Genomic DNA, 20,277 nt, shown 5'->3' with positions numbered 1-20,277 from the left:
GTCGATCAGCACCGAACAGCACCGAACAGCACCCCCGCGCAACACCCCAAGGGGGCAACCCCCGGCGCCCGGCCGGGAGGAGCCTCCCCCGCATCGGAACTCCACGAAGGGCACCGGACATGGGTCCCCATCCTGCGGTCGCGGCGATACGCCTGGCGGTCCGCCGCGTACTCCACGACGTACTCACCGACCTCACCGACGCCGGCCACCTCGCCGACGCCACGCCCCGTACCGCCGACCGTCGCACCCCCGCGGCCGACGCGCCACTCGTCCTCGTCGCCTGCTCCGGCGGCGCCGACTCCATGGCTCTCGCCTCCGCCCTCGCCTTCGAGGCCCCCAAACTCGGCCTCCGGGCCGGCGGCGTCACCGTCGACCACGGCCTACAGGCCGGCTCCGACCTGCGCGCCGCCGAGGTCATCACCCGCATGACCGCGCTCCACCTCGACCCGGTGGAGTCCGTCGCCGTGCGCGTCGGCCGCGAAGGCGGACCCGAGGCCGCGGCCCGCGACGCCCGCTACGCCGCCCTCGACGAGGCCGCGGACCGGCTCGGCGCCGTCGCCGTCCTGCTCGGCCACACCCGCGACGACCAGGCCGAAACCGTTTTGCTGGGCCTCGCCCGGGGCTCCGGGATCCGCTCCCTGTCCGGCATGGCGGAGAAGTCCGGCGCGACCGGCCGCACCCACCGCTACCGCCGCCCCTTCCTCCAGATCGACCGGCAGACCGCCCGCAAGGCCTGCATGGTCCAGTCCCTCCCCGTCTGGGACGACCCGCACAACATCGACCCCGCCTACACCCGCTCCCGGCTGCGCCACGAGGGGCTCCCCGCCCTGGAGAAGGCGCTCGGCAAGGGAGTCGTGGAGGCCCTCGCCCGGACCGCCCAGCTCTCCCGGGACGACGCCGACGCCCTCGACGCCTGGGCCGCCGACGCCGAGAGCGGCGTACGCGACGCCGACGGCCGCCTGGAGTGCGCGAAGCTCTACGCCCTGCCCCCCGCCGTACGCCGCCGCGTGCTCCGCCGAGCCGTGGTCGCCGCGGGCTCCCCGGCGGGCTCGCTCTTCGCCCGCCACATCGAGGAAGTCGACCGCCTCATCACCGGATGGCGCGGCCAGGGCGCCATCAACCTGCCCGGCCGCGTCGAGGCCCAGCGGCAGGGTGGCAGACTGGTCATCCGGCAGGGCTGATTGGTGCTGAAACACGGCTGAGTCCTCCGGGGTCACCCCCCGGAGCCCCGGCCGACAACGAAAGTGATGCGGGTGGACGAGAAGGACATGGGCAGCGACCTCCAGTCGGTGCTCATCACCAAGGAAGAGATCGACGCGAAGCTGGCCGAGCTGGCCGCGAAGATCGATGCGGAGTACGCGGGCAAGGACCTGCTCATCGTCGGTGTGCTCAAGGGCGCCGTGATGGTGATGGCGGACCTGGCGCGTGCCTTGTCCACCCCGCTCACCATGGACTGGATGGCGGTGTCCTCCTACGGCGCCGGAACCCAGTCCTCGGGCGTCGTCCGGATCCTCAAGGACCTGGACACCGACATCAAGGACAAGCACGTCCTGATCGTCGAGGACATCATCGACTCGGGCCTGACCCTGTCCTGGCTGCTGTCGAACCTGGGCTCCCGCCAGCCGGCCTCCCTGGAGGTCGTCACGCTGCTGCGCAAGCCCGACGCCGCGAAGGTCGCGATCGACGTGAAGTGGGTCGGCTTCGACATCCCCAACGAGTTCGTCGTGGGCTACGGCCTCGACTACGCGGAGAAGTACCGCAACCTGCCGTTCGTCGGCACGCTCGCCCCGCACGTCTACGGCGGCTGACCCCGCGCGTCGCGAACCCCGCAGATCTCGCCCCCGGGGGAACCTGAGGGCGATTCCCGGCGTTGAAGCATGGGAAGGCGGGTCTGTCAGCCGTCCCACGAGGCCGCGGGTGACAATACAGGGGTACATTCCGAAGAACAGTCTTTACTCACAGCAGCATTTACCTACGGGCAGGAGGGACGGGGTGCCTGGCGCCCCGTATGGATGGACGTGAAGCGATACTTCCGTGGGCCGGTCATGTGGATCGTGCTGGCCGTCCTCGCCGTGGTCGTGTTGATGAACGTCGTCGGCTCCGGCGGCGGCTACAAGTCGGTGGAGACCAGCGAGGTCATCAAGGCGATCAACAGTGGCCAGGTGGACAGCGCCAAGCTGACCACCGGTGACAGCCAGATGATCAAGATCGAGCTCAAGAAGGACCAGAAGCTCGGCAACAACGACGGCACCAAGTTCCAGGCCAACTACATCGGGGATCAGGGCGTTCAGCTCGCCCAGAACCTCCAGACCAAGTACGAAGCCGGTCAGATCCCGGACGGCTACTCCGTCACTCCGGACAAGACCAGCCCGTTCCTGAGCGTGCTGCTCTCGCTCCTGCCCTTCGTCCTGATCGTCGTCGTCTTCCTGTTCCTGATGAATCAGATGCAGGGTGGCGGCTCCCGGGTCATGAACTTCGGCAAGTCCAAGGCGAAGCTCATCACCAAGGACACCCCGAAGACGACGTTCGCGGACGTCGCGGGTTCGGACGAGGCCGTCGAGGAACTCCACGAGATCAAGGAGTTCCTCCAGGAGCCGGCGAAGTTCCAGGCCGTCGGCGCCAAGATCCCCAAGGGCGTGCTGCTCTACGGCCCGCCCGGCACCGGTAAGACCCTGCTCGCGCGTGCCGTCGCGGGCGAGGCCGGTGTTCCCTTCTACTCGATCTCCGGATCCGACTTCGTCGAGATGTTCGTCGGTGTCGGTGCCTCGCGTGTCCGCGACCTGTTCGAGCAGGCCAAGGCCAACGCGCCGGCGATCGTCTTCGTCGACGAGATCGACGCGGTAGGCCGGCACCGCGGTGCGGGCCTCGGCGGCGGTCACGACGAGCGCGAGCAGACCCTCAACCAGCTGCTGGTCGAGATGGACGGATTCGACGTGAAGGGCGGCGTCATCCTGATCGCCGCAACGAACCGCCCCGACATCCTCGACCCGGCACTGCTGCGCCCGGGACGCTTCGACCGGCAGATCGCGGTCGACCGCCCGGACATGCTGGGCCGGCTGGCGATCCTCAAGGTCCACCAGAAGGGCAAGCCGGTCGCCCCGGACGTCGACCTGGGCGCGGTTGCCCGGCGCACGCCCGGCTTCACCGGTGCCGACCTCGCCAATGTCCTGAACGAGGCCGCGCTGCTCACGGCCCGTTCGGACAAGAAGCTGCTCGACAACCACGCCCTGGACGAGGCGATCGACCGTGTCGTGGCGGGCCCGCAGAAGCGGACCCGGATCATGTCGGACCGGGAAAAGAAGATCACCGCGTACCACGAGGGCGGACACGCCCTGGTCGCGGCGGCTTCTCCGAACTCCGACCCGGTCCACAAGATCACGATTCTGTCCCGCGGTCGGGCCCTGGGTTACACCATGGTCCTGCCCGACGAGGACAAGTACTCGACCACGCGCAACGAGATGCTCGACCAGCTGGCCTACATGCTGGGCGGGCGCGCGGCCGAGGAACTGGTCTTCCACGACCCGACGACGGGCGCGGCGAACGACATCGAGAAGGCCACCGCCACGGCGCGGGCCATGGTCACGCAGTACGGCATGACGGAGCGTCTGGGAGCGATCAAGTTCGGTGGCGACAACACCGAACCGTTCCTGGGCCGCGACATGGCGCACCCGCGGGACTACTCGGAAGAGGTCGCGGCGCTGGTCGACGAAGAGGTCAAGAAGCTCATCGAGACCGCGCACAACGAGGCCTGGGAGATCCTGGTCGAGAACCGGGACGTCCTGGACAACCTGGTCCTCGCGCTGCTGGAGAAGGAAACGCTGAACAAGGAGCAGATCGCTGAGGTCTTCTCCACGATCGTGAAGCGTCCGGCCCGCCCCGCGTGGACCGGCTCCTCCCGCCGCACCCCTTCCACCCGTCCGCCGGTGCTCTCCCCGCGTGAGCTCCAGCTGACGAACTCCGCCAACGGCACCTCGGCGTCCTCGCCGGCCGTCTCGGTGGAGAAGGCCCCGGAGCCCTCCCCGGAGGATCGCCCCGAGGCCTGATCAGGTCCGGAATGGATGCCGCGCCCCCCAGGTTCTAGCCTGGGGGGCGCGGCACTTTCACATGACCGCGCGTGTCGCGTGTGTGCGGACCAGGAACGAGGATGAGATGACCGACCCAGTGACCCTGACCGGTGGCGAGGGCACGATCGGCGAGTTCGACGAGAAGCGGGCCGAGGCGGCCGTACGCGAGCTCCTGATCGCGGTCGGCGAGGACCCGGACCGCGAGGGCCTCCTGGCGACCCCGGGCCGCGTGGCGCGGGCGTACAAGGAGATATTCGCCGGTCTGCGGCAGCGCCCCGAAGACGTCCTGACGACGACCTTCGACCTGGGGCACGACGAGATGGTCCTGGTGAAGGACATCGAGGTCATGAGCACGTGTGAGCATCATCTGGTCCCGTTCCACGGCGTGGCGCACGTCGGCTACATCCCCTCCATCGACGGCAAGATCACCGGCCTGTCGAAGCTGGCCCGCCTGGTGGACGTGTTCGCCCGTCGCCCGCAGGTGCAGGAACGACTCACCACCCAGATCGCCGAATCGGTCATGGAGATCCTCGATCCCCGCGGCGTGATCGTGGTCATCGAGTGCGAGCACATGTGCATGACCATGCGCGGCGTGCGCAAGCCCGGCGCGAAGACCATCACCTCGGCCGTACGCGGCCAGCTCCGCGACCCGGCCACGCGCAACGAGGCCATGACGCTCATCATGGCCCGCCAGCGCGGTTGACGGCCCCCTGGACGCCGCTCGACGAGGACGTACGGCGTTGCCTGGATCTCCTGCTGCCGGGTGACGCCGCACCTCTGGCCGGCTACCGGGCCCAGCTCCCGTACGTCCGGATGCGGCCCGGCTGCGGCTGCGGGTGTCCCACGGTGGACCTGGACGTCCGCCCCGGGGCCGTTGCCGCGGGGCCCCTCCCGAGCGGCGAGAGCCCGATCGTGGCGAGCCGGAACGTGCTGACCCCGGAGGGCGCCTGGATCGGCGAGGCGATGCTCTTCGCCCGGGGCGGCTTCCTGACCACCATGGAGGTCTGCCACTGGGACGACCTCGGCCCCTTCGTCCCGCCGCTCTGGCGGCGGCTGGAAGCCGGCTGAGGCGGTCCGCCCCGGACGGATTCCCGCCGGGGCCTACGCGGTCGCCGGGGCCTTCTGGGGGTCCTCGTCGTCCGGGAGTTTCAGGACGTGCTCCAGGAAGAGGGCGGCGGCGATCACGGCCGCGCCCGCCAGGACGGAGCCGCCCGCGTACCAGGCCTGGTCGCGGCGGGCGGGCACGTCGAGGGCGTCGGTCAGCAGGAACACGCCGACACCGCCGTACATGCCCGCCACCAGGGCGGCGACCAGCGCACTGGCCTGCCCGAAGACCACGGCGCGGGCCGCCATCAGCGGGTCGACGCCCTTGGCCCCCGGGCGACGCTCGCGCTGGGCCTTCAGCCGGTTGCGCAGCGACAGGGCGGTGGCGAAGAGGACCACCGCGATGACCGCGAGCACGATGGGGGCGGCCAGCGGCACGCCCGGCAGGTTGCCGTACGCGTTCCACAGCCGGGCGCCCGCCCAGGACAGCACTCCGGCGATGAGGAAGATGCCCGCCAGGACCGCCGGCCTCAGTTGTTTCACTAGCCCGTTCTCCACTTCTCTGCCATGTGCGGTGAACAGGCTAACGACTACTCCGGCAGGCGGAGTTCCAGGTCGGGGCGCGGCGTGATGCCCGTCAGGCCGATTTCGGACAGGAGGGTCGTGACGGGGCCGTGGCCGGGGAGCTGGGCCTCGGGGTCGATGTCGTTCCACGGGGCCAGCACGAAGGCCCGCAGGTGCGCCCGGGGGTGCGGGAGGGTGAGGACGGGGTCGTCGGAGAGGACGTCGGCGTAGGACACGATGTCGACGTCGATCGTGCGCGGTCCCCAGCGCTCCTCGCGGACCCGGTCGAAGGCCTCCTCGATGGCCTGTCCGCGCTCCAGCAGGGAGGACGGCGGCAGGGTGGTCTTCACGGAGACGACCGCGTTGAAGTACGAGGGCTGCGAGCCGGGCTCGACGCCCCACGGTTCGGTTTCGTACACCGGGGAGACGGCCTTGACCCGCAGGCCGGGGGTGTCGCCGAGGGCGTCGATGGCGCCCTGGAGGGTGTCCAGCCGGTTGCCGAGGTTCGCGCCGAGCGCGACGACGGCCCATTTGGGGTTGGACAGCGTGACGTCCGCCGCGTCGACCGCATCGGTGACGGAGGCGGGTACCGGCTGGACCGTGGGGTCGCTCTGTGCGTGCAGTCCGTTGTTCATGCGCGGCTCCGGGTGATCGTGATGGTCACGTCGTCGAAGGGGACGGTGATGGGTGCGTCCGGCTTGTGGACGACGACCTCCACCTGTGCCACCGCTTCGTGCTTGAGGCACTGCTGGGCGATCCGCTCGGCCAGGGTCTCGATGAGGTCGACGGGCTCTCCCTGGACCACGTCGACGACCTCTTCGGCGACGACCCCGTAGTGCACGGTCTTCGCCAGGTCGTCTCCGGCCGCCGCGGGGCGGGTGTCGAGGTGCAGCACGAGGTCGACGATGAAGGTCTGGCCCTCTTCGCGCTCCCGGGGGAAGACGCCGTGGTGCCCGCGAGCCTTGAGGCCGCGCAGTGCGACACGATCCACGCGAATCACTCCTGCTTTCGTAGGTGCTCCGGTCCCGGGACTCCCCGGGGCCATGGGCCTACGCCGAGTGCGGTCGGCGTCGTCCACCTTCGAATTTACCTGCGACACACCCCCGTCCCCGCCCTAGGGGTCAGCCAGTGCCCTCTTCTTCCTCGTCATCGGAGTCCGTGAGCACCGGAGAACCGTGGTGGGACCAGAGTCTCCAGCCCTCCGGTGTGCGACGGAACACATTCGTGGCGACCACCAGCTGGCCGACCAGCGGACCCAGCTCGCCGGCCTCTTCGGCGGGTCCGCCGCTGAGGATGTTCTCCGTGCACGTCACCAGCGCGGTGTCGCCTATGAGGGCGACCTTGGTGTCGGTGAGGAAGAACTGGATGTACTCGGTGTGGGACATGATCAGCGCGTACGAGCGGAGCACCTCGCCCCGTCCGGAGAGCACCGGCCAGCCCGGGTGCACGCAGGAGATCTCGTCCGCGAGCCAGAGCGCCGACAGTGCGTCGAAGTCCCCCTGCTCCATGGCCTCGTAGAAGGCCGCGTTGACCTCTTCGACGGCTTCGATGTCGGTACGGCTCACCGTGCCCCTTCCCTGTTCGTACGGTGGGTCACAGTGCCCCTTCCACGGCACGGGCCACCCGAACCGCGTCGGCGGTCGCCCGTACCTCGTGCACCCGTACGGCCCACGCGCCCTGGTGGGCGGCGATGGCCGAGACGGCGGCCGTGGCGGCGTCCCGCTCGCGTGCGGGCGGCGGGGCGGTGTCGGCGGCTCCGGCGAGGACCCGGCCGAGGAAACGCTTGCGCGAGGCGGCGACCAGCAGCGGGAAGCCGAGGGCGCGCAGCTCGGGGAGGTGGGCGACGAGGGCCAGGTCGTGCTCGGCGTTCTTGGCGAAGCCGAGGCCGGGGTCGACGAGGAGCCGCTCGGGGGCGATGCCGCCGCGGACGACGGCGTCGATGCGGGCGCCGAGTTCGGCGGTGACCTCGGCGAGGACGTCCTCGTAGACGGCGAGGCTGTTCATGCCGTCGCTGAAGCCGCGCCAGTGCATGACGACGAAGGGCACCTCGGCGGCGGCGACGGCCGGGATCATGCCGGGGTCGGCGAGGCCGCCGCTGACGTCGTTGACGAGGACCGCGCCGGCCTCGACGGCCCGGGCGGCGACGGTGGCGCGCATGGTGTCGACGGAGACGGCGACGCCCTCGGAGGCGAGTCCGCGCACCACGGGGACGACCCGGCGCAGCTCCTCCTCGGCGTCCACGCGGGAGGCGCCGGGGCGGGTGGACTCACCGCCGACGTCGACGAGGTCGGCGCCCTGGGCGACGAGTTCCAGGCCGCGCTTGACGGCGGCGGCGGTGTCGAACCAGCGGCCGCCGTCGGAGAAGGAGTCGGGGGTGACGTTGACGACGCCCATCACCCCGCAGCGGTCCCAGTCGGGCAGCCCCGTCACCTGGCCCCTGGGGACGGGCCCGCGGTTGGTGTTCATGGGTTCCAGGGTAGATGGCCCGTTCAGGCGGGGCGGCCCGTGGGGAGCGGGTCCGTGGGGAGCGGGCCCGGACGCGACGGGAGCCCGACCCCGGGTGGGGGTCGGGCTCCCGAGAGGGCCGGGGAGTCCCGGGCCGGGGTCAGGCCGGCTGGACCTCGCGGTCGGCCTGGGCCGGGACCTTCGCGGAGGTGTGGTCGTGGCCGTGCGCGCAGGTGCGGACCGGCTTGGGGCGGCGCCGGCTCGCGAACAGCCGCGGCAGGGCCAGCGTGACGAAGCCCTCGGCCTGCATGGCGGCGAAGCCGATGCGGGGCAGGTCACGGGTGTGCCGGAAGACCACGAAGCGCGGCTCCCAGCGGGGGCGGAACTTCGCGTTGAACTTGTACAGGGACTCGATCTGGAACCAGCGCGACAGGAACACCAGCAGGCCGCGCCACATCCGCAGCACCGGGCCGGCGCCGATCTTCTCGCCGCGTGCCAGGGCCGAGCGGAACATCGCGAAGTTCAGCGAGACCTTCTCGATCCCGAGCGCGGGGGCGGCCTCCAGGGAGGCGACGATCAGCAGCTCGTTCATGCCGGGGTCGGCGGCGCGGTCGCGGCGCATCAGCTCCAGCGACATGCCGTCCTTGCCCCACGGCACGAAGTGCAGGACGGCCTTGAGGTCGCCGAAGGGGCTGGTGTCGCCCTCCTCGACGCGGTGGGCGGTGGCGATGTAGCAGTCGCCGTCACCCGGGTCGCCGACGCGGCCCAGGGCCATGGAGAACCCGCGCTCGGTGTCGGTGCCGCGCCAGGCGTTGGCCGCGCCCCGGACCTGCTCCAGCTCGATCTCGGTCAGCTCGCTGACCCGGCGGACCTGGGTGGTGTAGCCGTTGCGCTCGATGCGCTTCACCATCTGGCGGACGTTGCGCATCGCGCGGCCCGACAGGGAGAAGTCTTTGACGTCGACGATCGCCTCGTCCCCGAGTTCCAGGGCGTCCAGCCCCGTCTCGCGGGTCCAGACCTCGCCGCCGGTCTCGCTGCAGCCCATGACGGCCGGGGTCCAGGAGTGGGCCTTGGCCTCCTCCATGAACCGCTCGATCGCGCCCGGCCAGGCCTCGACGTCGCCGACCGGGTCGCCGGAGGCCAGCATCACGCCGGACACCACGCGGTAGGTGACGGCCGCCTTGCCGCTGGGGGAGAAGACCACGGCCTTGTCGCGACGGAGCGCGAAGTGGCCGAGCGAGTCGCGACCGCCGTGCTTGGTGAGCAGCTCGCGCAGCTTCGACTCGTCGTCGGCGGTGAGCCGGGCGGCCGGGTGCTCGGGGCGGAAGGCCAGGTAGATCGTGGTGACGGCGGTCAGCATGCCGAGGGCGCCGAGCGAGTAGCCGACGGTCCAGGAGACCCGGCCGGCGTAGTCGACGGGGCCCTCGAAGCCGAAGAGCCCGTAGACGACGTGGGTGATCTGCTCGTACAGGCCGGGGTTGCCGACGACCTTGTTCGGGTGGACGTTGACGATGACCAGTCCGAGGCCGATGGAGCCGGCGCTCATCAGGACGAAGTTGGCCAGGGCCTTCCAGCGGCTGCGCGGGTCGGGCAGCGCCTTGAATTCACTCTGGTGGCGCAGGAGCAGCGCGAGGAGCACCGCCGCGATGACCACGCCGATGAAGGAGTGCCGGTACGCGAACTGCGCCGCGGCGCCCGCGGGCAGCAGGACCACGGAGGCGCGCCAGGCCCGGCGCTTGTGGCGCTTGAGGCCGTGCGCGAGCAGCAGGATCAGTACGCCCGCACTGATCGAGAGGGCCGCCGCGAACGGCCCCAGGGAGCCCGGGAGCACCTCGGTGGCCGCGTGGAAACGGCTGTTGCGGAATCGCGGGAAGACGCCCGCCGCGATGTCCAGAAGGCCGACGATCATGACGGCCGTACCTACCAGCCCGGGCACGGCCTCCGGTCGTGGGCCCTTGAGGATTCGACGGACCCCGCTCGGAACCTGTCCCGACTTATCGCCATCTATCCTGCTAGACATCGCTTCCCGTTGCTCCGCGAGAGATCATGTGGCCGAAGGCCGCGACAGCCTCCGGTGTGTGGTGCGTCCATTAGGACGCCATCGAGGAGGAGCGGGTTCACTCTTCCGTCGGAAATTTCCGGTCCTGCCATCAGAAAGTCGACTCACTGCTCATGGGTCTCACCAGTAACACGGTCCTGGTTCTGGCCATCATCGCCGGTGTGTTGCTCTTCGCCGCCACCATCTGGTTCTGGCCGAAGCTCGGCGGCCGCTCCTGGCGTTCGGTCGTCGGCCGGATCGGCCTCCTGCTCGCGACCCAGTTGGCGCTGTTCTCGGCGGTCGGTCTCGCGGCCAACAAGTCCTTCCTCTTCTACGGTTCCTGGGCCGACCTGTTCGGTCAGGAGACCTCCATCGGCAAGGTCGTCGACCACTCGATGGGCGGCCGGGACATCAAGATCGTCGACAAGCAGAAGCTCGACGTTCCCGGTGGCGACAAGCCGCACATCGGTGGACAGATCCTGAAGGTTGCCATAACCGGTGAGAAGTCCAAGATAACGAGCCCCGGCTACGTCTGGCTCCCGCCGGAGTACTTCCAGCCGCAGCACAAGAACCAGAACTTCCCGGCCTCCATCGTCCTCACGGGCTACCCGGGCACCGCGGAGAACCTGATCAAAGGGCTGAACTACCCGATGACGGCCTTCAAGCAGGCCAAGCAGGGCAAGATGAAGCCGATGATCCTGGTCATGCTGCGCCCGACCGTCGCGCCCCCGCGCGACACCGAGTGCGTGGACATACCGGGCGGCCCGCAGACCGAGACCTTCTTCGCGCAGGACCTCCCGCAGGCCATCCGCAAGGGCTTCCGGGTCGGTGGGAAGCCGCAGAACATGGCCTTCGTCGGCAACTCCACGGGCGGCTACTGCGCCCTGAAGATCGCCGCGCACTACCCGCAGACCTTCGGTACCGCCGTGGGCCTGTCCGCGTACTACGAGGCCGCGCACGACGCGACCACCGGCGACCTCTTCCAGGGCGACGACAAGCTGAAGAAGCGCGCGGACGTCCTGGACAGCATGGACGCGAAGAAGCCGACGGGTACGTCCTTCCTCGTGACCAGCAGCGAGAAGGGCGAGCCGAACCTCGGTGACACCAAGAAGTTCATCAAGAAGGTCAAGGGCCCGGACCGGGTCTCCTCGATCATCCTGGACAGCGGCGGCCACAACTTCAACACGTGGCGCCGTGAGATCCCGCCGATGCTGGTGTGGCTGAGCGGACGCGTCCAGGCCTGAGGCGCGGACGCGTCCGGGCCTGAGCGGCCGGTGCGGGAAGCGGAGCGTGCGAGGGGAAGCGCGCGAGGCGAGGTGGAGGGTCCGACCGCGGTCGGGCCCTTCGTGTTTCCCCGTTGAGGCTCCTACCGCGTCCGCCCGGCTACGCCGTCCGCGCCGGTTCCAGGCCCGCCCGGCGCAGGGCCCGGTGCACGCCCTCCGGGGTGAGGACGCCGACCAGCGCGCCGGATTCCGGGTGCGTGACCCCGATCCGGCCCGAGTCCTCCTGGAGCAGGGCGGCGAGGGCCTCGCGCAGGGAGGCCCCCAGGGCCACGGTCGCGGCCGGGGCGCTCCCGCCCGGGGCGGCCGTCAGGTCGGCCTCGGTGACCGGGGTGACGGCGAGCCGCTTGAGGCCCCGGTCGGCGCCGACGAAGGAGGCCACGTAATCGGTCGCGGGGGCGGCGAGGACCTCCGCCGGGCGGGCGAACTGCTCGATGGTGCCGGTTCCGTACACCGCGATGCGGTCGCCGAGCCGGACCGCCTCCTCCAGATCGTGCGTGACCAGCAGGATCGTCTTGCGGACGGTCTTCTGAAGGGCGAGGAACTCGTTCTGGAGGCGTTCGCGCACCACCGGGTCCACCGCGCCGAAGGGCTCGTCCATCAGCAGGACCGGCGGGTCGGCGGCGAGCGCGCGGGCCACGCCGACGCGTTGGCGCTGCCCGCCGGACAGCTGCTCGGGGTAGCGGCCCCCGTAGACGGCGGGATCGAGTCCGACCAGTTCGAGCAGCTCGGCCGCCCGTGCGCGGGCCTTGGCCTTGGGGGTGCCGATCAGCTGCGGCACGGTCGCCGTGTTCTCCAGCACCGTCTTGTGCGGGAACAGCCCGACCTGCTGGATGACGTAGCCGATCCGGCGGCGCAGCTCGACGGGATCGGCCGCCGCGATGTCCTCGCCGCCGAGCAGGATCCGGCCGGAGGTGGGCTCGATCAGCCGGTTGACCATCTTCATGGTGGTCGTCTTGCCGCAGCCCGACGGGCCCACCAGAGTGACCAGCTCACCCTCCGCGACCTCGAAGGACAGGTCCTCGACAGCCGTCGTCCCGTCGGGGTAGCGCTTGGTCACGTGCTCGAATCGGATCACCCGACCATCCTCCCCCACGCCCGCGGTCGCGTGGGCGAAGGGTTTGTAAGAGGAGTGTTGCGTGTGTGCGAACGATTCCGGCCATTGTCGGTCCCGGGGGTTAAGGTCGCTCCTGGCATTCATGGGCGACGGGACGGGGGACGGAGGTGCGGAGCGTGGCCGGGCAGAACTGCCTCGTGGCGAACGACTGGATCTGCTGGGACTACGTCAGCTCCCGCTCCCAGGAACTCACCGACGCCACCGTCGAGCACGTCTGGATCACCGTCGTCTCGGTGCTCATCGGCGTCGCCGTGTCCCTGCCGCTCGCCCTGCTGGCCCGCCGGGGCCGCCGTTGGGCGGCCCCCGTGCTGGGCCTGACCACCCTCCTCTACACCGTCCCCTCCCTCGCCATGTTCTCGCTGCTGCTGCCCTTGTTCGGGCTGTCGGCCACCCTCGTGGTGACCGGCCTGGTGCTGTACTCGCTGACCATCCTGGTCCGCAACGTGCTGGCCGGTCTGGAAGCCGTCCCCGAGGAGGTGCGGGAGGCCGCGCGCGGGATGGGCTACGGCCCCACCCGACTGCTGTGGCAGGTCGAACTGCCGCTGGCGCTGCCCGCGCTGCTCGCCGGGGTGCGGATCGCGACGGTCTCCACCGTGGCGCTGACCACCGTCGGCTCCATCGTCGGCAAGGGGGGCCTGGGCAACCTGATCGCCCCCGCCGTGAACAGCTCCTTCAAGGCCCAGGTGCTCACCGCCTCCGTGCTGTGCGTGCTGCTCGCGCTCGTCGCCGATCTGCTGCTGCTCGGGCTGCAACGGCTGCTGACCCCCTGGACCCGGGCCGGAGCCGCCCGCTCCGCCAAGGAGGCCTGACCCGATGGGCGTACTGGGACAGGCCTGGGACTGGCTGGCCGACGGGGCCAACTGGGCCGGGGAGAACGGCGTCTGGCACCGGCTCGGCGAGCACGTCTACGTCAGCGGGATCGCCCTGGCCGTCGCCTGCGCGGTGGCCCTGCCGATCGGGCTGTGGCTCGGCCACCTCGGCAAGGGCGGCACCCTCGCGGTGAACGTCTCCAACGTCGGGCGGGCCGTGCCGGTCTTCGCGGTGCTGGCCCTGTTCATGGTCTCGCCGCTGCGCAGCGCCGGCTACCTGCCGACCATCGTCGCCCTGGTGCTGTTCGCCGTGCCCCCGCTGCTGACCAACGCCTACGTGGGCATGCGCGAGGTGGACCGTTCGGTGGTCGAGGCGGCCCGGGGCATGGGCATGTCCGGCCTCCAGCTGTTCCTGCGCGTGGAGCTGCCGCTCGCGCGCGGTCTGGTGATGACCGGGCTGCGCTCGGGCGCCGTGCAGGTCATCGCCACCGCCACGATCGCGGCGATGGTCGGCCAGGGCGGTCTGGGCCGGATCATCACGGCCGGCTTCAACACGTACAACACCCCGCAGGTCGTCGCCGGGGCGCTGCTGGTGGCCCTGCTGGCGCTGCTGGTGGAGGGCGCCCTGGTGGCGGCCGACCGGCTGCTGCTGCGGCGCCCGGCGGCGCGCTGACCCCTGGCCGCCCCCCTGCTCGATCCCCTGACCCTTCGCGAAACGGAGTACCTCCATGAGCAAGTCCACGCGTGTCCTCGGCGCGTCCCTGGGCGCCCTGGCGCTGACGGTGTCCCTGGCCGCGTGCGGCGGTGACACCCTGGAGAAGTCCAAGGACGGCGGCTCCTCCGCCCCCGCGGCCTCCGGGGGCGCCAAGGGCAAGCTCGTGATCGGCGCGGCCGGGTTCACCGAGTCCAACGTGCTGGCCGAGCTGTACTCCCAGCTGCTCCGCCAGGCCGGCTACAGCCCCTCCATCACCACGGTCAGCAACCGCGAGCTGTACGAACCCTCCCTGGAAAAGGGCGAGATCGACGTGGTCCCGGAGTACGCGGCCACCCTCGCCGAGTTCCTCAACGCCAAGGTCAACGGCAAGGACGCGCCCAAGGACAAGCCGGTCGCCTCCAGCGACGTGACCGCCACGGTCGCCGCCCTCGACAAGCTCGCGACCCCGCTCGGCATCAAGGCCCTGCCGGTCGGTCAGGCGGTCGACCAGAACGCCTTCGCGGTCAGCAAGGAATTCGCCGAGAAGAACAAGCTCAAGACGCTTTCCGATCTGGGGAAGTCCGGGCTGAAGGTGAAGATCGCGGCGGGCGACGAATGCTCCGTCCGCCCCTTCTGCTCCCCCGGGTTGGAGAAGACGTACGGAATCCAGGTTTCCGGTATCGACCCGAAGGGAGTCGGCACCCCGCAGGCCAAGCAGGCGGTCAAGGACGGCGTCGACCAGCTGGTGCTGACGACCACCACCGACGCGACCCTCGACAGCTTCGGCCTCGTCCTCCTGGACGACGACAAGAAGCTCCAGAACGCCGACAACATCCTGCCGGTGGTCAACGCCAAGGACGCGGGCTCCCCGGAGATCGAGGCCGCACTCGGCGGTCTGACCAAGGTCCTCACGACGGCCGACCTCGTCGACCTGAACCGGAAGGTGGACGCCGAGCGCGCCAAGCCGGCGGACGTCGCGAAGGCCTATCTCGAAGCCAAGGGCCTTCTGACGAAGTAGCAGTTACCGGTTTGAGGGCTATTCGTGGGGTAACTGCCCGGCAAGAGATTGCCGGGCGGGTATCCCACGGGTCGCCCCCGCCCTGTAAATTTCAGGCCATGCCCCGTGGACGCCACCGCAATCCCGAACCCTTGCACCGTCTCCTCACGCCGACGGCCGTCGCCGGGGTCAGCGTGGCCAGTGCCGGCGCCGCCTGGACCATGGCGGAACCCCTTCCGCTCCGGCTGCTCGTGGCCCTCACGGCCGCCGCGGGCGTGGGCGCCGCCGTCCTCATGCGCGCCTGGGACCGGGCCGCCGGCCGCCGGGTGGCGGAACTGGCCCGGGACCGGGTCAAGGACGAGTGGAAGACGGACGAGCGGATAGCCGAGCTCGAATCCGACCTGGAAGAGGCGCGGGTGCTGCGGGCGAAGCTCGACACCAAGCTGCGCGCCAAGCGGGTCGAAGTCGCCGGTCTGCGCGGGGAGCACGCCGCTCTGCTGCGCCGCTACGCCACCGCCGAAACGGAGCGCGCGGGCGCCCTGGAGAAGCGCCGGCTGCTGGCCATCGAGGCCGCGTCCTCCGCCCCGGTGGCCCCGAAGGAACTCCCGGCCGTCTCGCAGGAACGTAACTCCAGCGGCGCCCCCACGGCCGTCGGCTACGCCCGCGCCAACGCGGCGATGGCCGCGCTGGTGCGCAAGGCCGAGGCGACGGAGGCCGCGAAGGCGGCGAAGAGCGCGGAGCCCGCCGCCGGGAGCGCGGGCGCCGTGCCGGCTCCGGCCCCGGCCGCCGCGAAGGCGCTCGGTCCCAGTCCGGTCGCCGAGTCCCACACCCGCCCGGCCACCGCGCCGCCCGCGCTCCCGGCCCGGCGCCCCGCCGCGGCCGTGGCCCCGTACGCGGCCCAGCGCCGCTCCGCCTCGCGCGTCGAGGGCGGCTTCGACTTCTTCGGCACGAAGACCGCTGCCCAGGCCCGCGCCGTGATCGAGTCCGTGCAGAACGAGGACCTGGCCGACGTGGTCGGCGCCGAGGTGCTCGCCGTGCACAAGGCGGAGTCGGTCGAGGGCGGTTCGTCGGACCCGGCCTTCAAGCCGGCCACCCCCGAACACCTCGCGGTGGGCCAGGTCATCGACCTGACGGCCCACGACGAGACCGAACCGATCGACGTCGCCCGCCTGCGCACGGCCATCTCCTAGGAGCCGGCCGGTCGATCACCGGGTGAGTACGCTCGGCTCGTGATCGATCACGGCATTGCCCTGCCGCAGTACCGTCTCCATGTCGTGCCCGCCGTCGTGGCGTTGGCCGGCCCGACATGGCAGCGTGAGGTGTGGCTCGACCCGGGTCGGTTCGAGAACCTCGACCACACCGTGCACGTGCTCTTCGACGACTTCTGCGATGCGGACGATCCGTCGCCCTGGCTGGGGCGGTCCCTTCGCACCGAGGAAGAAGTCGAGCTGATGGCGCGCCTCGGCGCCGCCTACGGAGCGGTGCAGGATTCGGTCGGGGCCGATGCCCGTGACGAGGTCTACCTGGACTCGCCGGGATGGTCCGCGGTGGTCGCCGTCGCGGCTCGACTGGCCCAGGTGCTCGTGTCCAACGATCACGTGGCTCTGAGCAATCTGCATGACGCCGGCCATCACTGGCCCCCCGGCACCGAGCCGACCACGTCCGGGACCGAGAACCGGCCCTCCGCCTCATGAGTGCGACCGGACGACCGGGGGCCCGGGCCGCTGTGGTGACTGCGCCGAGGAAGACGTAGCGGTCCTCGACTCCGCGGCGGGCCGCTCAGGCCGGGGTGTACGTGGTGACCAGGCGGGCCAGGTGGTGGCCGGCCAGAAGGAGCGGGGTGCGGCTCGATGTGAGCTGGGCGGTGGTCTCGGCGCCTTCCAGGGCGGCGACGATCGTCACCGCGAGGTCCCGGGCGTCCTCCTCGCCGATGCCCGAGGCCAGCAGCTTCGCCGCGACGACCTCCTGCCAATGGGTGAAGGCCCGCGCGCACGCCTCCTGGATCTCGGGGAGGCGGCCCACCGTTTCCAGGGCGGTGGCCGTGACGGGGCAGCCGTCGCGCCAGTCCGAGTCCGCGAGCGCGTCCGCGAGGAGGCGGGCCAGCGCCCGGAGCGCCTCGGCGGGATCCGGGTGCGCGTCGAGGCCCGCGCGGAGCATTCCCGCGAACTCCTCGTCGCCGAAGTGGATGGCGGCGACCGCCAGTTCCCGCTTGCCGCCCGGGAAGAAGTGGTAGAGCGAGCCCAGGGTGGCCCCGGCTTCGCGGACGAGCTGCTTGACCGGGGTGTTCTCGTAGCCCCCGTGCTGCATCAGCCGGGAGGCGGTGCCCACCAGGCGCTCGCGCGTTCCCGGTGCGGCCTTCGTAGCCGTAGCCGTGACCCCAGCCGTAGCCGTCGTCGTCGCGGACGCCTTCGCTGTCGCCGCCCCTGTCCCTGTCACTCTCTCCGCCGCCATGGTCGCGATCGTACCCCGAGGAATGGATAGAGCGTTCGTTCTAGTCCCATGCTACGGTCGGCCCGAGCGCTGGATAGAGCGCTCGTTCTAGTGCTTCGTCGTGAGGAGAACCCCGTCGTGAACCAGGTCTCGATCGTCGGTCTCGGTCCCATGGGCCGGGCCATGGCCCACGCCTACCTCGACCGCGGGTACCGCGTCACCGTGTGGAACCGCAGCGCCGGCAAGGACGCCGACCTGCTCGAACGCGGCGCCCTGCGGGCCGGGAGCGTCGCCGGGGCCGTCACCGCCGGAGGGCCGGTCGTGCTCAGCGTCATCGACGTGGACGTCGTGCGCTCCGCGCTCGACGACGCGCCCCTGGAGGGCCGGGTGCTCGTCAACCTGTCCTCGGGCGTCCCGGACCGGGCCCGCGAGGTCGCCCGCTGGGCGGAGGCGCGGGGGGCGTCGTACCTCTCCGGCGGGGTCAACGTCCCGCCCACCGGGATCGGCCGGGAGGGCTCCTCGATCTTCGTCAGCGGCCCCCGCGCGGTCTACGACGAGCATCGCGCCACCCTCGACGTGCTCGCCGCCACCGACTACCGGGGGGCCGACGCCGGCTACGCCCAGCTGTACTACCAGCTCAACATGATCATGTTCTGGACGGCCTACACCGGTTGGTACCAGGCCCTCGCGGTCGCCCGGGCCAACGGCCTGACGGCGACCGACGTCCTGCCGTACGCGGGCTACACGGCCGACACCATGCGGGGCTTCTACGAGGGCTCGGCGCCCCTGGTCGACGCGGACGCGCACGCGGGCACCTACGAGCGCCTCACCATGTGCGCCGCGAGCGTCGAGCATGTGCTGCACACGGCCGCCGACTCCGGCGTGGACACCGCGATCCTCGCCGCCCACGCCGACCTGTACCGGCGCGGGGTCGAGGCGGGCTTCGGCGCGGACAGCAGCTCGCGGCTGATCGGGCTGTTGGGCGGCGGCGGCGGTGGCGCCGTATCGGGCGCCGGCGGGGCCTGATCCGGAACCGGTTCAGCGCACGGAGTCGAACCAGCGGGCGGCCTGGGGGGCCGAGCGGAGCGCCGTCGTCGTGTGGTCGGCGTCCGGGCCCTGGTCGACCAGGTTCGCGCGGACCCCGTGGCGGGCCAGGTCGGCCGTGCAGGCGCGGGCGTTGGCGATCGGGACGTCGGTGTCGCCCGCGCCCGCGTAGAGGCGCACCGGAACGGCGGGCTTCCAGTCGCAGGCCCCGTCGTTGGCCTTGAGGACGTCGAGGAAGGCGCCCTGCGGGTGGCGGACGTTCTCGGACCAGCGGGGGGTGAGCAACCGGTCGAGGTCCTCGGGCAGCCCGTTGATGATCTCCTCGAAGGTGTGGCTGCCGTCGAACAGTCCTTCCACAGCCTGTGCATAAGGTGCCCGGAACGCTTCGGCGGGGTCCCGGTACAGGGGGTGCAGCCGGTTCTGCGCGGTGAGGAAGTAGGCGAGGTAGAAGACGGCGCTGCGCGGTGCGACGCTGCCGTCGGCGATGCCGGGGAGCTCCGAGCCGCTCAGGTCGTACGGTCCGGCCATCGGCGCCAGCGCCCGCAACCGGAACCCGTCGCGGCCGCGGGAGAGTTCGCGGCCGACGGCCATCGCCACCTGGCCGCCCTGGGAGAAGCCGGTGGCGTACACGTCCCGGGTCAGGGGCCGGCCGAGCCGGTCCGCGGCGGTCCTGGAGGCCTTGAGCATGTCGACGGAGGCGGTGACGGCGGAGCCGGTGTCCATGTAGGGGTGCGGGCCGGGGCCGCCGCCCAGGCCCAGGTAGTCCGGGGCGGCGACGGCGCGGCCGGCGGCGGCGTGCACGTAGGGGCTGAGCCGGTTGTAGCCGGCGCCGCCGGAGGGGGCGTCGTCGCGGGTGGCGACGGTGCCGTGGGTGTCGGAGACCAGGTCGAGCCGGTGCGGGCCGCCGCGCGGCAGGACCAGCAGGCCGGTGGCGGTGGCGGGGCGGCCCTGGGGGTCGACGGTGGCGTAGGTCAGCCGGTACGCGGAGACCCCGTGGCGGACGGTGGAGGTGTCCATCCCCTCGGCGGAGAGGGTGGCCGCGACCCGGTCGCGGTCGAGGGATTCGAGCGGGGTGACGGAGATCAGGGCGCCCCGCTCGGACCGTGCGGAGGCCGTCGAGGCGGTGGGGGCGGCCAGGGCGACGGGGGCGGCGAACCCGCCGAGCACGGCGGCGAGGGCCACGGCCGCCGCGCCCCGGCGCAGCCAGGGCCCGCGACCCCGCGCGGTGCGGGTCGAGGTGGCGGCCGTGGCGTTGGCGGCGGTCGTGGTGCTCGCCGCGTCCGTGTGCGCGTGCGTCGTTCCCCGGGTGGCGTTCGCGTGCGTCGTCATGCCCCGAACGCTACGGAGACGCCGCTGCGGCCGACATCCCGGCGACCCCCGGCGCCTGACGGGGGGTAACCCCCGGGCGGCGGGAGGGCGGGCGGCGCCCCGGCCGGGCTCAGAACAGCGGGAGTTGTCCCGGGTGCGGGCCGAGGGCGAAGCCGTCCAGGGTCGGGGCCGAAGCGCCGAGGACCACCCGGGCCCGGGAGCCGGGGCAGGACACGAGGTCGCCGCCTCCGCGTCCGGCGGGCGGGTCGTGGCGGGCGATCCGGCCGGCCGTCACGGCGCAGTCGCGGCCACAGGAGGGGCAGGCCCGACGGGGGGAGTGGGACATGCCCCCAGTCTGCCCTGCCCCACCGACATCGACATCGCCACCGCCATCGCCACCGTCGACGGCCCGGGCGGGGGCGCGGTCGGTGGTCCGGGCCGGG

22 protein-coding genes are annotated in these 20,277 nt (G+C 71.5%); 12 read left to right on the top strand and 10 right to left on the bottom strand.

The genetic code is table 11. The annotated features are described in order from the left end of the window. The first annotated feature begins 119 nt into the window (after positions 1-119). The 5 genes from tilS to ACIOD1_RS26230 all read left to right on the top strand — a co-directional run bounded on the left by tilS (position 120) and on the right by ACIOD1_RS26230 (position 5,132). The gene (gene tilS, locus ACIOD1_RS26250; RefSeq protein ID WP_365615327.1) at positions 120-1,181 is read left to right on the top strand and encodes a tRNA lysidine(34) synthetase TilS; all 1,062 of its coding nucleotides are present in this window, start codon (positions 120-122) and stop codon (positions 1,179-1,181) included. A gap of 66 nt (positions 1,182-1,247) precedes the next feature. Next, on the top strand, positions 1,248-1,808 hold the full coding sequence (gene hpt, locus ACIOD1_RS26245) for a hypoxanthine phosphoribosyltransferase (RefSeq protein WP_030158549.1): 561 nt from the start codon (positions 1,248-1,250) through the stop codon (positions 1,806-1,808). Positions 1,809-2,012: 204 nt separating this feature from the next. Further along, the gene (gene ftsH / locus ACIOD1_RS26240) at positions 2,013-4,043 is read left to right on the top strand and encodes an ATP-dependent zinc metalloprotease FtsH (protein ID WP_365615324.1); all 2,031 of its coding nucleotides are present in this window, start codon (positions 2,013-2,015) and stop codon (positions 4,041-4,043) included. A gap of 106 nt (positions 4,044-4,149) precedes the next feature. Next, positions 4,150-4,767 carry a GTP cyclohydrolase I FolE gene (folE, locus tag ACIOD1_RS26235; protein WP_365615321.1) on the top strand — a complete coding sequence of 206 codons (618 nt, stop codon included), beginning with the start codon at positions 4,150-4,152 and terminating at the stop codon, positions 4,765-4,767. Continuing rightward, complete coding sequence (locus tag ACIOD1_RS26230) at positions 4,764-5,132, top strand: hypothetical protein (protein ID WP_365615318.1); 369 nt, start codon at positions 4,764-4,766, stop codon at positions 5,130-5,132. The genes folE and ACIOD1_RS26230 overlap by 4 nt, the downstream gene beginning before the upstream one ends. Before the next feature lie 33 nt (positions 5,133-5,165). Here the strand turns inward: ACIOD1_RS26230 and ACIOD1_RS26225 are convergent, their stop codons facing one another. From ACIOD1_RS26225 to ACIOD1_RS26200, 6 genes are all read right to left on the bottom strand, one after another. Further along, positions 5,166-5,651: a DUF3180 domain-containing protein gene (locus ACIOD1_RS26225; protein WP_365615315.1), complete on the bottom strand. Its 486-nt coding sequence runs from the start codon at positions 5,649-5,651 to the stop codon at positions 5,166-5,168. 47 nt (positions 5,652-5,698) lie between these two features. Next, the gene (gene folK / locus ACIOD1_RS26220) at positions 5,699-6,307 is read right to left on the bottom strand and encodes a 2-amino-4-hydroxy-6-hydroxymethyldihydropteridine diphosphokinase (protein WP_365615313.1); all 609 of its coding nucleotides are present in this window, start codon (positions 6,305-6,307) and stop codon (positions 5,699-5,701) included. Then, entirely contained in the window at positions 6,304-6,663 is a 360-nt protein-coding gene (gene folB / locus ACIOD1_RS26215; RefSeq protein WP_030010912.1) for a dihydroneopterin aldolase, read from the bottom strand. The genes folK and folB overlap by 4 nt, the downstream gene beginning before the upstream one ends. Before the next feature lie 130 nt (positions 6,664-6,793). Continuing rightward, positions 6,794-7,237, bottom strand: a complete 444-nt coding sequence (locus ACIOD1_RS26210) for a nuclear transport factor 2 family protein (protein WP_365615310.1) — start codon at positions 7,235-7,237, stop codon at positions 6,794-6,796. 28 nt (positions 7,238-7,265) lie between these two features. Further along, positions 7,266-8,138 carry a dihydropteroate synthase gene (gene folP / locus ACIOD1_RS26205; protein ID WP_365615307.1) on the bottom strand — a complete coding sequence of 291 codons (873 nt, stop codon included), beginning with the start codon at positions 8,136-8,138 and terminating at the stop codon, positions 7,266-7,268. Between the two features lie 139 nt (positions 8,139-8,277). Continuing rightward, positions 8,278-10,137, bottom strand: a complete 1,860-nt coding sequence (locus tag ACIOD1_RS26200) for a phosphatidylglycerol lysyltransferase domain-containing protein (protein ID WP_365615305.1) — start codon at positions 10,135-10,137, stop codon at positions 8,278-8,280. A gap of 152 nt (positions 10,138-10,289) precedes the next feature. Between ACIOD1_RS26200 and ACIOD1_RS26195 the strand changes: the two genes are divergently transcribed. Further along, positions 10,290-11,399 (top strand): alpha/beta hydrolase-fold protein, encoded by a 1,110-nt coding sequence (locus ACIOD1_RS26195; protein WP_365615302.1) that lies wholly within the window; start codon positions 10,290-10,292, stop codon positions 11,397-11,399. A 139-nt stretch (positions 11,400-11,538) separates the two neighbouring features. On the opposite strand, the gene ACIOD1_RS26190 is transcribed toward ACIOD1_RS26195, so the two are convergent. Further along, the gene (locus ACIOD1_RS26190) at positions 11,539-12,513 is read right to left on the bottom strand and encodes an ATP-binding cassette domain-containing protein (RefSeq protein WP_365615299.1); all 975 of its coding nucleotides are present in this window, start codon (positions 12,511-12,513) and stop codon (positions 11,539-11,541) included. A 155-nt stretch (positions 12,514-12,668) separates the two neighbouring features. Between ACIOD1_RS26190 and ACIOD1_RS26185 the strand changes: the two genes are divergently transcribed. From ACIOD1_RS26185 to ACIOD1_RS26165, 5 genes are all read left to right on the top strand, one after another. Then, a complete protein-coding gene (locus ACIOD1_RS26185; RefSeq protein WP_365615296.1) occupies positions 12,669-13,361 on the top strand; it encodes an ABC transporter permease in 693 nt (230 codons plus the stop codon). Between the two features lie 4 nt (positions 13,362-13,365). Beyond that, on the top strand, positions 13,366-14,034 hold the full coding sequence (locus tag ACIOD1_RS26180; protein WP_365615293.1) for an ABC transporter permease: 669 nt from the start codon (positions 13,366-13,368) through the stop codon (positions 14,032-14,034). Positions 14,035-14,089: 55 nt separating this feature from the next. After that, positions 14,090-15,073 carry an ABC transporter substrate-binding protein gene (locus ACIOD1_RS26175; protein ID WP_365615290.1) on the top strand — a complete coding sequence of 328 codons (984 nt, stop codon included), beginning with the start codon at positions 14,090-14,092 and terminating at the stop codon, positions 15,071-15,073. Positions 15,074-15,171: 98 nt separating this feature from the next. Next, entirely contained in the window at positions 15,172-16,242 is a 1,071-nt protein-coding gene (locus tag ACIOD1_RS26170) for a hypothetical protein (RefSeq protein ID WP_365615287.1), read from the top strand. A gap of 39 nt (positions 16,243-16,281) precedes the next feature. Next, positions 16,282-16,746 (top strand): hypothetical protein, encoded by a 465-nt coding sequence (locus tag ACIOD1_RS26165; protein ID WP_401904947.1) that lies wholly within the window; start codon positions 16,282-16,284, stop codon positions 16,744-16,746. A gap of 85 nt (positions 16,747-16,831) precedes the next feature. On the opposite strand, the gene ACIOD1_RS26160 is transcribed toward ACIOD1_RS26165, so the two are convergent. Next, positions 16,832-17,380: a TetR/AcrR family transcriptional regulator gene (locus ACIOD1_RS26160; protein WP_365615281.1), complete on the bottom strand. Its 549-nt coding sequence runs from the start codon at positions 17,378-17,380 to the stop codon at positions 16,832-16,834. A gap of 240 nt (positions 17,381-17,620) precedes the next feature. Here ACIOD1_RS26160 and ACIOD1_RS26155 point away from each other — a divergent pair, with 240 nt between their 5' ends. Then, on the top strand, positions 17,621-18,508 hold the full coding sequence (locus tag ACIOD1_RS26155; RefSeq protein WP_401904944.1) for an NAD(P)-dependent oxidoreductase: 888 nt from the start codon (positions 17,621-17,623) through the stop codon (positions 18,506-18,508). 12 nt (positions 18,509-18,520) lie between these two features. Here the strand turns inward: ACIOD1_RS26155 and ACIOD1_RS26150 are convergent, their stop codons facing one another. After that, positions 18,521-19,855: an alpha/beta hydrolase gene (locus ACIOD1_RS26150; protein ID WP_401904942.1), complete on the bottom strand. Its 1,335-nt coding sequence runs from the start codon at positions 19,853-19,855 to the stop codon at positions 18,521-18,523. A gap of 109 nt (positions 19,856-19,964) precedes the next feature. Further along, entirely contained in the window at positions 19,965-20,180 is a 216-nt protein-coding gene (locus ACIOD1_RS26145; protein WP_365615273.1) for a hypothetical protein, read from the bottom strand. Between the last annotated feature and the right edge of the window lie 97 nt (positions 20,181-20,277).

It is taken from the genome of Streptomyces sp. NPDC088097 (genome assembly GCF_044741845.1).
In the GTDB taxonomy this organism is placed as follows: domain Bacteria; phylum Actinomycetota; class Actinomycetes; order Streptomycetales; family Streptomycetaceae; genus Streptomyces.
The sequence above is the reverse complement of the archived record's forward strand: the minus strand, read 5'-3'. Positions and strand labels throughout refer to the sequence as shown.

Coding starts and splice junctions, on each gene's coding strand:
- folE (WP_365615321.1), top strand. CDS start 4,150: ATGACCGACCCAGTGACCCTGACCGGTGGCGAGGGCACGATCGGCGAG.
- ACIOD1_RS26175 (WP_365615290.1), top strand. CDS start 14,090: ATGAGCAAGTCCACGCGTGTCCTCGGCGCGTCCCTGGGCGCCCTGGCG.
- ACIOD1_RS26195 (WP_365615302.1), top strand. CDS start 10,290: ATGGGTCTCACCAGTAACACGGTCCTGGTTCTGGCCATCATCGCCGGT.
- ACIOD1_RS26145 (WP_365615273.1), bottom strand. CDS start 20,180: ATGTCCCACTCCCCCCGTCGGGCCTGCCCCTCCTGTGGCCGCGACTGC.
- folK (WP_365615313.1), bottom strand. CDS start 6,307: ATGAACAACGGACTGCACGCACAGAGCGACCCCACGGTCCAGCCGGTA.
- ACIOD1_RS26150 (WP_401904942.1), bottom strand. CDS start 19,855: ATGACGACGCACGCGAACGCCACCCGGGGAACGACGCACGCGCACACG.
- ACIOD1_RS26200 (WP_365615305.1), bottom strand. CDS start 10,137: ATGTCTAGCAGGATAGATGGCGATAAGTCGGGACAGGTTCCGAGCGGG.
- hpt (WP_030158549.1), top strand. CDS start 1,248: ATGCGGGTGGACGAGAAGGACATGGGCAGCGACCTCCAGTCGGTGCTC.
- ACIOD1_RS26170 (WP_365615287.1), top strand. CDS start 15,172: ATGCCCCGTGGACGCCACCGCAATCCCGAACCCTTGCACCGTCTCCTC.
- ftsH (WP_365615324.1), top strand. CDS start 2,013: ATGGACGTGAAGCGATACTTCCGTGGGCCGGTCATGTGGATCGTGCTG.
- ACIOD1_RS26180 (WP_365615293.1), top strand. CDS start 13,366: ATGGGCGTACTGGGACAGGCCTGGGACTGGCTGGCCGACGGGGCCAAC.
- tilS (WP_365615327.1), top strand. CDS start 120: ATGGGTCCCCATCCTGCGGTCGCGGCGATACGCCTGGCGGTCCGCCGC.
- folP (WP_365615307.1), bottom strand. CDS start 8,138: ATGAACACCAACCGCGGGCCCGTCCCCAGGGGCCAGGTGACGGGGCTG.